The organism is Bradyrhizobium oropedii (genome assembly GCF_020889685.1).
GTDB lineage: Bacteria > Pseudomonadota > Alphaproteobacteria > Rhizobiales > Xanthobacteraceae > Bradyrhizobium > Bradyrhizobium oropedii.
In genome coordinates this window covers 22,386-33,218 of sequence record NZ_JACMYO010000090.1, presented here as the reverse complement: position 1 = coordinate 33,218, position 10,833 = coordinate 22,386, and the positions used below count along the sequence as shown (strand labels likewise).

Annotated in this window: 11 protein-coding genes; 4 read left to right on the top strand and 7 right to left on the bottom strand. The window is 65.1% G+C overall.

Annotation, left to right across the window (positions count from 1 at the left end; translation table 11 throughout):
- Positions 1–156: 156 nt before the first annotated feature.
- Both H8A95_RS24040 and H8A95_RS24035 read right to left on the bottom strand, forming a co-directional pair.
- Positions 157–1,671, bottom strand: coding sequence for an acetyl-CoA acetyltransferase (locus tag H8A95_RS24040; protein WP_229185310.1), 1,515 nt, complete (start codon positions 1,669–1,671; stop codon positions 157–159).
- Positions 1,672–1,892: 221 nt separating this feature from the next.
- Complete coding sequence (locus H8A95_RS24035) at positions 1,893–3,026, bottom strand: nitronate monooxygenase (protein WP_229185309.1); 1,134 nt, start codon at positions 3,024–3,026, stop codon at positions 1,893–1,895.
- Positions 3,027–3,302: 276 nt separating this feature from the next.
- Between H8A95_RS24035 and yghU the strand changes: the two genes are divergently transcribed.
- Complete coding sequence (gene yghU / locus H8A95_RS24030; protein WP_229185308.1) at positions 3,303–4,178, top strand: glutathione-dependent disulfide-bond oxidoreductase; 876 nt, start codon at positions 3,303–3,305, stop codon at positions 4,176–4,178.
- 107 nt (positions 4,179–4,285) lie between these two features.
- On the opposite strand, the gene H8A95_RS24025 is transcribed toward yghU, so the two are convergent.
- From H8A95_RS24025 to H8A95_RS24005, 5 genes are all read right to left on the bottom strand, one after another.
- Positions 4,286–4,561, bottom strand: coding sequence for a GNAT family N-acetyltransferase (locus H8A95_RS24025; RefSeq protein WP_229185307.1), 276 nt, complete (start codon positions 4,559–4,561; stop codon positions 4,286–4,288).
- A 14-nt stretch (positions 4,562–4,575) separates the two neighbouring features.
- A complete protein-coding gene (locus tag H8A95_RS24020; RefSeq protein ID WP_229185306.1) occupies positions 4,576–5,193 on the bottom strand; it encodes a flavin reductase family protein in 618 nt (205 codons plus the stop codon).
- Between the two features lie 268 nt (positions 5,194–5,461).
- On the bottom strand, positions 5,462–6,736 hold the full coding sequence (locus tag H8A95_RS24015) for an acyl-CoA dehydrogenase family protein (protein WP_229185305.1): 1,275 nt from the start codon (positions 6,734–6,736) through the stop codon (positions 5,462–5,464).
- A 175-nt stretch (positions 6,737–6,911) separates the two neighbouring features.
- Positions 6,912–7,289: a VOC family protein gene (locus tag H8A95_RS24010; RefSeq protein ID WP_163153214.1), complete on the bottom strand. Its 378-nt coding sequence runs from the start codon at positions 7,287–7,289 to the stop codon at positions 6,912–6,914.
- 392 nt (positions 7,290–7,681) lie between these two features.
- Positions 7,682–8,464, bottom strand: coding sequence for an SDR family NAD(P)-dependent oxidoreductase (locus H8A95_RS24005; RefSeq protein ID WP_163153215.1), 783 nt, complete (start codon positions 8,462–8,464; stop codon positions 7,682–7,684).
- 151 nt (positions 8,465–8,615) lie between these two features.
- Here H8A95_RS24005 and H8A95_RS24000 point away from each other — a divergent pair, with 151 nt between their 5' ends.
- From H8A95_RS24000 to H8A95_RS23990, 3 genes are read left to right on the top strand one after another with little or no spacing between them, the layout of a single operon-like run.
- Positions 8,616–9,410: an enoyl-CoA hydratase/isomerase gene (locus H8A95_RS24000; RefSeq protein WP_163153216.1), complete on the top strand. Its 795-nt coding sequence runs from the start codon at positions 8,616–8,618 to the stop codon at positions 9,408–9,410.
- Positions 9,407–10,393 (top strand): phosphotransferase family protein, encoded by a 987-nt coding sequence (locus H8A95_RS23995; protein WP_229185304.1) that lies wholly within the window; start codon positions 9,407–9,409, stop codon positions 10,391–10,393. Before H8A95_RS24000 ends, H8A95_RS23995 begins: the two co-directional genes overlap by 4 nt.
- Before the next feature lies 1 nt (position 10,394).
- The gene (locus H8A95_RS23990) at positions 10,395–10,769 is read left to right on the top strand and encodes a DUF6285 domain-containing protein (RefSeq protein ID WP_229185303.1); all 375 of its coding nucleotides are present in this window, start codon (positions 10,395–10,397) and stop codon (positions 10,767–10,769) included.
- Positions 10,770–10,833 lie beyond the last annotated feature (64 nt).

Below are 10,833 nucleotides of genomic sequence, written 5' to 3'. Positions count from 1 at the left end.
GCGGGGAGAGGTCGGATCGCATCGTCAGATGCGATCCGGGTGAGGGGGTACAGGTCTCACGGCGTTCAGAACTCGCGGAAGCAGCCCCTCACCCCAACCCTCCAAGAGCGAGCTGCGCTCGTCTCGACCCCGCAAGAGCGGTGCGAGGGAGAATTACTATCCCACTCGCCATTCCAGCATGCCGTCACCGGCGGTGACGATGTTGCCGGTGCTGCCGACCGGCGTGCGATCCATATTCTGCAGATACGCCAGCGTTGCGGTATCGCTCGCCGGAATCCGGCCGAGGGTGCGGCGGCCGTCCTCGGTGCGTAGCATGGTGACGCCGTGCTCGACCTCGCCATTGGCGCGGTAGATCACGGTGAAGGCCTCGACCTTGCCTTTGCCCGCGGCCTCCGCGGTGAAGTCGGGCACATCGCGCCTGTTGCGGTCGGCCTCGGCCTGCACGCTGGTGTCCTGCTTGACCGCGGCTTGCGGCGCGGCGCGCGACAGCACGAGGCCGTGATGCTTGGTCACGAAGCCGCCCTGGCCATAGAGCAGGCCGAGCGTGCCGCCGCTTCGCAGCTTGCGCACCATCGCGCAGGCCGAATGCGTCATGTAGGTGTTGAGCGGCGCGCCGAAGAACGTCAGACCACCGGTGACGGTCGGCTGCACGTCGCTGCCGAGGCCGAGCGTCCGGCGCGCCATCTTGGGCACACAGGGGAAGCAGCTATAGAGCTCGATCGCATCGAACTTCCTGCCGTCGCCGCCGACGAGATCCATCACTGCCTTCAGTACCGCGGTCTGCGCGTGGCTCTCGACGAACTGGTCGCGGGTCAGATAGTCGCGCGGTTCTTCCGCGGAGGCGCCGCCGAGCGGGTAAATCAGTTTCTCCTCCGGCACGCCGGCGGCACGCGCCTTGGCAAGGCTGGTCAGGATCAGCGCGCCGCCCATGTTGACCGTCGGGTTCGCCACCATCAGCTTTGTGTACGGCCAGGCGATCATCCGGTTGTCGGGCGTCGCGGTGGTGATCTCGTCGCCGGTGAAGCGCTTCTTCAGCCACGAGTTCGGATTGTCCGCGGCAACGCGTGCGTAGGTCGACCACAGGTCGCCGGATTCCTTCAGCGCCTCGCGCGGGGTCTGGCCCCAATGCGCCGAGGTCGCGGACTCATAGAGCGGATAGACCGTGATCGGCCTGAATACACCAAGCGTCACGGCCATCGGCTTCTGGAACGCGGCGCCGCGCTTCGGCTCCTCGACGTCATGCGCGAACGGCGTCCATGGCAATTCGACGCCGGCGCGCTGCGCCTTCGTCGCCGTCGACTGCGCCTCCGCGCCGCAGACCGCGGCGACGCTGCATTCGCCGCGCGCAATGCGCTGCGCCGCCTCGTGCAGATAGCGGATCGGGCTCTCGCCGCCGACCGGGCCGTAATAGAGATGCGAAGGCTGAATGCCGAGCCGTGCGGCGAGCTGCTTCTCGGGATCGCGATAGCGCCAGCTCAGGAAGTTGACGACGTCGAGCGACTGCACGTCGGAGAGCAGCTTTGCGCCGCTGTCTGCCTCGGCGCGCTTCAGTGCCTGTTCCAGCAGAGTGAGCGGCTCGAGGCCGGCGGCGATGTCCTTCGGACGATCGACGATCTCGCCGACGCCGACGATGACGGGAATGCGGTCTTCGGGGATGGAGGATGTTGTCATTTCTTCTTGCTTCACTTTCTAGGTCTTCACCACGCCGCCGCCCTTCGAGGCGCGCAAGGGCGCGTACCTCCAGCGACAACGGCTTCGCCGTTGCGCGGGGGTGACGGCTACGGGGACGGCGTCATCCCCTGCGCAAAGGCTTCGCCTTTGTCGCTGGAGGTGCGAGCCTTGCGGTGCAGTTGCACCGCTGGGCGAGCCTCGAAGGATGGCCACGTATTCGATCACTCCGCCACCAGCGCATTCATGTGCTCGACGGCCTCGACGAAATCTTCCTTGAACTCCTGCACCACGGCGCCCGCGGACTTCACGCTGTCGACCAGGCCGACACCCTGGCCGACGAAATAGCTGACGAGATCGCGGGCCTTCTCGTTACCACCAGCGGCGGCGCGGTCGATCGCGTTGAAGGCGTCGCGGCTGATGATGCTTTGCAGCGGCATCGGCAGCGCGCCGGGGCTGTCCGGCGAGCGGTCCCAGGCGTCGGTCCACACCGAACGGAGCTGCCGTGCCGGCTTGCCGGTGCGGCCCTTCGAGCGGATGGCGTCGCGGGAGGAGGCGGCGATCATCTTCTCGCGGAAGATCTCCGAGGTCTCCGATTCCACCGTGGCAAGCCACACCGAGCCGGTCCACGCGCCGGCCGCGCCCATCGCCATGCACGCCGCCATCTGGCTGCCGGTCATGATGCCGCCCGCGGCAAGCACCGGCACGTCGCGGATCTTCTTGATCGCCTTGATCACCTCGGGCACCAGCACCATGGTCGAGACTTCGCCGCAATGGCCACCGGCCTCGGTGCCCTGCGCGACGAGGATGTCGACGCCGGCCGCGACCTGGCGCAGCGCATGCTCCTTGGAGCCCACCAGCGCCGCCACCGGCACGCCGTGCTTGCGACCCATCTCGATCATCGCCTTCGGCGGCACGCCGAGCGCATTCGCGATCAGCCGGATCGGATGGCGGAACGAGACCTCGAGCAGTTGCAGCGCGGTCTCCGCATCGAACGGCTGCGGCTGGTCGTCGGCGACGCTCTGCGTTGTGAGCTCGATGTTGTATTTCTTCAGCAGATTGCGGGTGAAATCGCGGTGCTCCTGTGAGACGCGTTTCTCCAGGCTCCTCCAGGTGACGTTCTTCTCACCTGCGGTCGAGATGTTTTCCGGGATCAACACGTCGATCCCGTAGGGCTTGCCGTCGACGTGTGCGTCGATCCATTTCAGCTCCTGCTCCAGCGTCTCCGGCAAGTACCGGGTCGCGCCGAACACGCCGAAGCCGCCGGCGCGGCTGACCGCCGCCACCACGTCGCGGCAATGGCTGAAAGCGAGCAGGGGGAATTCAATTCCCAGCATGTCGCAGATCGGTGATTTCATGAGTTGGTTTTCTCCCGGCGGCTGCTTCTTGTGCTCGTTGGCATCAGCCCCTGCAACGCTAGCGCATCACGGTCGGCGAAGCCAAGCGGGTTTCGGCCGCGTCGATCTTGCGTGCAGGCGCTGCTTGGCTGCATCGCCCTCAGTGCATTCCGCAAGGTAGAAAATGCGATCCGGCGGGGTGGGCAAAACGAAGCGTGCCCACCATCTAGTGCGGACATGCGGATGGGCACGGCGGTCGCCGCCCCACCTTGGGAAACGTAACCGGGAGCCAATGACGTGACTGACATTCCTGCCTACGAGCCGCCGAAAGTCTGGACCTGGAACAAGGAGAGCGGCGGGCGCTTCGCCGGCATCAACCGGCCGATCGCGGGTCCCACCCATGACAAGGAGCTGCCGGTCGGCCGCCATCCGCTGCAACTCTATTCGCTGGCGACGCCGAACGGCGTCAAGGTCACCGTGATGCTGGAAGAGCTGCTCGCCGCGGGCCACAAGGGCGCGGAGTACGACGCCTGGCTGATCAAGATCGACGGCAACCAGTTCGGCAGTGGTTTTGTCGCGGTCAATCCGAATTCCAAGATTCCGGCACTGATGGACCGGAGCGGGCCCGAGCCGATCCGGGTGTTCGAGTCGGGCTCGATCCTGGTCTACCTCGCGGAAAAATTCGGCGCGTTCCTGCCGACCGACGTCAAGACCCGTGCGGAGACGTTCTCCTGGCTGTTCTGGCAGATGGGCTCGGCGCCCTATCTCGGCGGCGGCTTCGGGCACTTCTATGCCTACGCGCCGGCCAAGATCGAATACGCCATCGACCGCTTTGCGATGGAGGTGAAGCGCCAGCTCGACGTGCTCGACCGCAGGCTCGCCGACAACGAATATCTCGCAGGCGATGTCTACACCATCGCCGACATGGCGGTGTGGCCCTGGTACGGCGGCCTCGCCAAGGGTCTGCTGTACGGTGGCGGCGAATTCCTCTCGGTACAGGACTACAAGAACGTGCAGCGCTGGACCGACGCGATCGCGGCACGCCCCACGGTGAAGCGCGGCCGCATGGTCAACCGCACCTGGGGCGAGCCGTCGAGCCAGCTCCACGAGCGCCATGACGCCAGCGATTTCGAGACCAGGACGCAGGACAAGGTCGAGCAGGCGGCGTCGTAGCTGCGTAGCCTTGTAGGGCGGATTAGCCGAAGGCGTAATCCGCCATCATGCCCTCACAAAGATCGGCGGGTTACGCCTTCGGCTAACCCGCCCTACGCATCTGCGCTCTACCCCAACAAATCGTCATACTCCGGATGCTTCTTCATGAAGCCCTGGATGAACTCGCATGTCACGACGAGCTTGATGCCCTGCGCGCGGACGGCATCGAGCGTGGCGCGGGCGAGCTTCGAGCCGATGCCGCGGCCGCCGAGCTCCGGCGGCACTTCGGTATGCACCAGCGTGATGGTGTCCGGCGTCTTGCGGTAGACCACGAAGGCGGTGGCGCCGTCGACGGCGAGTTCGAACCGGCTCTGCGCCTCGTTGTCGCGGAATGCTTCACTCATTGTCTTGTCCTCGGCTATTTCGTCTTTGCCCCTTCGGCCGCGGGAAACACCACGCGGTCGTCGGTGCGGCAGTAGCGATCGGCGAACATGCGGCCGATCGGGTGGTAGCGGTCCATATGGACGCGCATCGCTTCGCGATCCCACAATTCGTCGCGGATGTGGAAGTGAATGCCTTCGCCCATGATGAGCTCGCGATCGCCGTTGACGTCGATCAGCTTCCAGGTCTTGCACTCCATCGCGAACGGTGCGTCGGCAAGCCGGGGCACCGCGATCTTGCTGGATGGCGCGAGCTTCAGGCCGAGATAATCGGGCTCGCCGATCTCGGGCGGGAAGTCGCCCGAGCTCTCGTGCATCGCCCGCGCCAACGGCTCGTCGGTCAGGTTGACCACGAACTCGCCCAGGCACTGGATGTTGACCATCGTGTCCTTCTCGCGGCCGTCGGGCCGGCGATTGACCGCGAACATGCAGAGCGGCGGGTCCTCGCAGAACACGTTGAAGAACGAGAACGGCGCCGCATTGACGACGCCGTCCGGCCCGAGGCTCGTCACCCAGGCGATCGGCCGCGGCAGCACGAAGGAGGTCAGCACCTTGTAGCGTTCGCGCTGGGTGAGGTCGCTTGCGGCGTATTCCATGGAGGATCCGGTATTTCGGTGGGCGGGTTAGCCAAGCGTAACCCGCGGCCGAGGGTTCGGAAAGCAAAAGGCGGGTCACGCTCGCGCGAACCCGCCTTGCAGTCCGTTTTCCTTGCCTCGCCCCGCTTGCGGGGAGAGGCCGGAGCGCATCGTCAGATGCGATCCGGGTGAGGGGGAGTCTCCGCGAATCCGATTCTCACCGTCCGCGCGGAGACTCCCCCTCACCCCGACCTTCTCTCCCCGCACGCGGGGAGAAGGGGAAGAGAAACTACGCCATGCTCAACTCGTGGCGGCCGACCACCATCCAGTGCACCTCGTCCGGACCGTCGGCGAAGCGCAGATGGCGGACGTCCTGGTACATTTCGCCGAGCGGCGACCACTGCGAGATGCCGGTGGCGCCGTGCATCTGGATCGCCTGGTCGATCACCTTGCAGGCGCGCTCGGGGACCATGGCCTTGACCATCGAGACCCAGACGCGGGCTTCCTTGTTGCCGAGCACGTCCATTGCCTTGGCTGCCTTCAGCACCATCAGCCGCATCGCTTCGATTTCGCAACGGGCCTGGGCGATGATCTGCATGTTGCCGCCGAGATGGGCGATCTTCTTGCCGAACGCTTCGCGGGTCAGGCCGCGCTGCACCATCATGTCGAGCGCCTTCTCGGCCTTGCCGATGGTGCGCATGCAGTGATGGATGCGGCCCGGTCCGAGGCGGACCTGCGAGATCTCGAAGCCGCGGCCTTCGCCGAGCAGCATGTTCTCCTTCGGCACCTTGCAATTGTTGAAGCGCAGATGCATGTGGCCGCGCGGCGCATGGTCATGGCCGAACACGTGCATCGGGCCGAGGATCTCGACGCCGGGGGTGTCGATGGGGACCAGGATCTGCGACTGCTGCTTGCTCGGCGCCGCGTCGGGATTGGTCTTCACCATCACGATCATGATCTTGCAGCGCGGATCGCCGGCGCCGGAGATGTAATACTTCTCGCCGTTGATCACCCACTCGTCGCCGACGAGCTTTGCGGTCGTCGAGATGTTCTTGGCGTCGGAGGAGGCGACGTTCGGCTCGGTCATCGCATAGGCCGAGCGGATCTCGCCGTTGAGCAGCGGCTTCAGCCACTTCTCCTTCTGCGCCTTGGTGCCGACGCGCTCCAGCACCTCCATGTTGCCGGTGTCGGGCGCCGAGCAGTTCATGGTCTCGGAGGCCAGCGGGCTCTTGCCGAGCTCAGCGGCGATATAGGCGTAGTCGAGGTTGTTGAGGCCATCGCCGGTTTCGGCGTCGGGCAGGAAGAAGTTCCAGAGACCGACTTCCTTGGCCTTGTCCTTGGCCTTCTGCAGGATCGCGAGCTGTTCGTCGGTGAAGCTCCAGCGGTTGGTTTTCTTCTCGCCGGCGCGATAGAACTCGACCGACATCGGGTCGACGGTGTCGCGGATGAACTGCTTCACATGATCGTAGAGCGGTCGGACCTTGTCCGACATCCGGAGGTCGTTGAGCTCGTCGCCCGGATTGAGCGTGTAGTTCGTGGTGCGCGGCACATAGGCATGCTTCACTGTCTTTTCTCCCTCGCGAAGGCGCGTTTCGCGGCGGACAATAGACGCGTGCGACGCGAAGCGCGAGCACCGATTTTCGCAGGATCTCTACCGCATCGCGGAATTTGGCGACGGCGTTTCAAACGTTGTTTGAACGCCGCCGCATGCAGCGTGAAAAAGACTCCGGCGGGGCCGGCTATGTCATCCGGTGCATTGCGCAGATCTTGTTGCCGTCGAGATCGCGCAAGTAGGCGAGGTAGAGCTTGATGCCGCCTCCTTCGCGTACACCCGGCGGGTCCTCGCAGGGCTTGCCGCCATTGGCAACGCCGGCCGCGTGCCAGGCATGGACCTGCTCGGGCGAAGAGCAGGCAAAGCCGATCGTGCCGCCATTGGCGTGCGTCGCCGGCTCGCCGTTGATCGGCTTGGACACCATGAAAATGCCTGCCTTGGTCAAGTACATGATGCGGTGACCGTCGACCCGGGCCGGCCGGACATCGAGCGTGCCGAGCAGCGCATCATAAAACGCCTTGGCCTTGTCCAGATCGTTGGTGCCAACCATCACGTGTGAAAACATCTGAAATATCCTCCCTGCTTGTTTACGAAAAGTCGGCTTGTGCGTCCTTACGGCAGGAACGCTAGCAGCAGTTTTGTCGCGACGGAAGCGACGCGGCGTCGCGCGGCTAGAAACGTCGCGCCCTCAGCTTCGGAAGAGGGCAGGTAAACGCAAGACTCGGATGCGTCTGCGCCGCGAGGATGCAGATGTATGTTTCAAGCACGAGCCAGATATTCGATGTCGTCCCGGGCAAGCGCAGCGCGACCCGGGACCCATAACCACCGATGCTCATTGCGTTACGACGCTGTGGCCCCAGCCTGCTTCAACAACAGCGTCCTGTGGTTATGGGTCCCTGCTCCCGTGCGCAATTGCGCACTAGGCAGGGACGACACCGGTGATGCTGCGAGACTTGGCTAGAACGCCGTGTACCCGCCGTCGATCACAAAACAGTCCGCCGTATGATAGGACGATGCCTTGCTCATGAGGTAGACGGCGATGCCGCCGAAATCGCTCGGCTCGCCGAAGCGGCGCACCGGAATGCGCGGCATCACGTTGGCGACGAACTTGTCGTTGGCCATGATGCCGGCGGTCATGTCGCTCTTGATCCAGCCCGGCAGGATCGCATTTGCGGTCACGCCGTGGCGGGCGAGCTCGACGCCGAGCGCGCGGCACAGCGCATTCAGCGCTGCCTTGGTGCCGGCATAGTGCTCGTTGCGCGCGGTGCCGAACAGCGAAGCGAGGCTCGAGGTTGCGACCAGGCGGCCGAACTTGTCGCCGGCTTCAGACCGCTCGGTCATGTGGCGTGCCGCAGCCTGGAATACATGAAACACGCCGTCGAGATTGGTCGCGAACATCTTGCGCCATTCCTCCTCGGTGCGGTCGATGAAGGAACGGCGTCCGCCGCCGCCGATGCCGGCATTGGCGAAGCAGCCGTCGACGCGGCCGAAGGTGTCGAGCGTTGCCTTCATCGCGGTCTTGACCGAGCCGGGATCGCTGACGTCGCAGAATTGCGTCGAGACCTTGCCGGGCCCGGCCTTCATCGAAGCCGCGGCGTTGGCGTTTTTTTCCGCGTTGCGGCCCCAGATCGCGACGTTGCAGCCGGCGGCGTTCAACGCCTGCGCGATGCCGAGGCCGATGCCGCCATTGCCGCCGGTGATGACAGCGACGCGGCCGGTGAGATCGAAGATGCCACTCATTGGGGTTTCCATTTGGTTTGGTGCGCGCTAATCACGCGTTCACGGATGGGCTTGCCGCCGACCATGGACAAGCCCGGCACAAAAATCAAATATGGGTCGACGCATCGACCTACCGCGGTACCAACCGCCGAGACAACGTAAAGAGGAAACCATGCAGTTCAAACACGTCACGCTCGACTTCGACGGATCGGTCGCGATCCTCAGGCTCGACCATCAGGAAGTCATGAACGCGGTGTCGATCGACATGCTGGGCGGCCTTGCCGAGGCGCTCGATGCGATCGACGACAAGCGCGACGAGGTGCGCTGCCTGGTGATCACGGGCACAGGCCGTGCCTTCTGCACCGGAGCCAATCTCCAGGGCCGCAACCAGCAGCAGAAGCCCGGCAAGAGCAACGCCGGCGCGGCACTGGAGACCGCGTTCCATCCGTTCCTGCGCCGATTGCGTAAGCTGCACTGTCCGATCGTGACGGCGGTGAACGGTCCGGCCGCCGGCGCCGGGATGAGCTTTGCATTGATGGGCGACCTCATCCTGTGCGCGCGCTCGTCCTACTTCCTGCAGGCGTTCCGCCGCATCGGCCTGGTGCCGGATTGCGGCTCGACCTGGCTGCTGCCGCGGCTGATCGGCAAGGCGCGTTCGGTCGAGCTGTCGCTGCTCGGCGAGCGGTTGCCGGCCGAGAAGGCGCTGGAATGGGGCCTCGTCAACCGTGTCTATGACGACGGCGTGCTGATGGAAGAGACGATGAAGATGGCGCACGATCTCGCCAACGGCCCGACGGTGGCGCTGTCGCTGATCCGCAAGCTCTACTGGGACAGCCCGGAAAACACGCTCGAGGATCAGCTCAATCTGGAGTTCGAGTCGCAGCGAATTGCGGGCGGCGCCGAGGATTTCAAGGAAGGTGTCACCGCATTCCTCGAGAAGCGGCCGGCGAAGTTCAAGGGCAAATGATCGAGACCGAACTCAGGCGCTGCGTCGCCGCGTTTCATCCGGGTGCGACCGGCGTCACCGGCGCCGCCAAGCTCTCCGGCGGCGCCAGCCAGGAGACCTGGACGTTCGACATCGTGCACCCGAACGGCAATGTCGGCGCGATCCTGCGCCGTGCGCCGCCGGGCTACGGTGCCGCGCCCGGCCGCGCCGCCGGCCTCGATGCCGAGGCTACGCTGATGCAGCTCGCGCATGACGCGGGCCTGCCGTCGCCGAAGGTGATGCATGTGCTGACGCCGGAGGACGGCCTCGGCCGCGGCTTCATCATGGCGCGGGTCGAAGGCGAGACCATCGCGCGGAAAATTTTGCGCGACGAGGAATTTGCCGGCGCGCGGCCGATCCTGGCCCGCCAGCTCGGCCGAGTCATCGCCGGCATCCATGGCCTGCCGCAGGCGAAGCTGCCGCAGCTGCGCAGCCTGACTGCAACCAGGGAGATCGAGGATCTCGGCCGCGAGTATCACAGCTTCAACTGGCCGCGGCCGGTGTTCGAGCTGGCGCTGCGCTGGCTGCGCGATCACGATCCCGGGCCGTCGTCCGAGGTGACGCTGGTGCACGGCGATTTCCGCCACGGCAATCTGATCATCGGCCCCGACGGGGTGCGCGCGGTGCTCGACTGGGAGCTCGCGCATTTCGGCGATCCAATGGAGGATCTCGGCTGGATCTGCGTCAACTCGTGGCGGTTCGGCGAGATCGACAAGCCGGTCGGCGGCTTTGGCACGCGCGAAGATCTGTTCGCTGGCTACGAAGAAGCCGGCCGCAAGGCCGACCCGGACCGCGTGAAGTTCTGGGAGGTGATGGGCACGCTGCGCTGGGGCGTGATGTGCTGCGGCATGATGCAGCGCTTCCGCCTCGGCCCTGATCACTCGATGGAGCGCGCGATGATCGGGCGGCGCGCGTCCGAGACCGAGATCGATCTGCTTAGGCTACTCGCACCGAGAGGTCGCTGATATGCAGGATGAGCCCACACCAACCGAGCTGATCAAGGCCGTCGCCGATTTCCTGCGTAACGAGATCGCGCCCGCGATCAAGGGCCACAACGGCTTCAAGCTGCGGGTCGGCATCAACGCGCTCGATCTGGTGACGCGGCAGCTCGCGCTCGCCGAAACCGGCGATGCGACCGAAGCCGCGCGGCTGAAGGCACTGCTCGGCGCCGACGGCTCGCTGATGGAGCTGAACCGCGCGCTGTCGGAGAAGATCGCAAGCGGCGAGGTCGATCTGAAAACACCGGGGCTATCGGAGCATCTCTGGCAGACGACGATGGACAAGCTCGCGGTCGATCAGCCGAACTACGCGTCGTACAAGCGGGAGTTGGGAGCAAAGTAAGTTATATCGTCGTCATTGCGAGGAGTCACCCGATCCCGCCTGCGGCGGGCCGGACGATATACTC

Coding starts and splice junctions, on each gene's coding strand:
- H8A95_RS23995 (WP_229185304.1), top strand. CDS start 9,407: ATGATCGAGACCGAACTCAGGCGCTGCGTCGCCGCGTTTCATCCGGGT.
- H8A95_RS24025 (WP_229185307.1), bottom strand. CDS start 4,561: ATGAGTGAAGCATTCCGCGACAACGAGGCGCAGAGCCGGTTCGAACTC.
- H8A95_RS24005 (WP_163153215.1), bottom strand. CDS start 8,464: ATGAGTGGCATCTTCGATCTCACCGGCCGCGTCGCTGTCATCACCGGC.
- H8A95_RS24000 (WP_163153216.1), top strand. CDS start 8,616: ATGCAGTTCAAACACGTCACGCTCGACTTCGACGGATCGGTCGCGATC.
- H8A95_RS24020 (WP_229185306.1), bottom strand. CDS start 5,193: ATGGAATACGCCGCAAGCGACCTCACCCAGCGCGAACGCTACAAGGTG.
- H8A95_RS24035 (WP_229185309.1), bottom strand. CDS start 3,026: ATGAAATCACCGATCTGCGACATGCTGGGAATTGAATTCCCCCTGCTC.
- H8A95_RS24040 (WP_229185310.1), bottom strand. CDS start 1,671: ATGACAACATCCTCCATCCCCGAAGACCGCATTCCCGTCATCGTCGGC.
- H8A95_RS23990 (WP_229185303.1), top strand. CDS start 10,395: ATGCAGGATGAGCCCACACCAACCGAGCTGATCAAGGCCGTCGCCGAT.
- H8A95_RS24010 (WP_163153214.1), bottom strand. CDS start 7,289: ATGTTTTCACACGTGATGGTTGGCACCAACGATCTGGACAAGGCCAAG.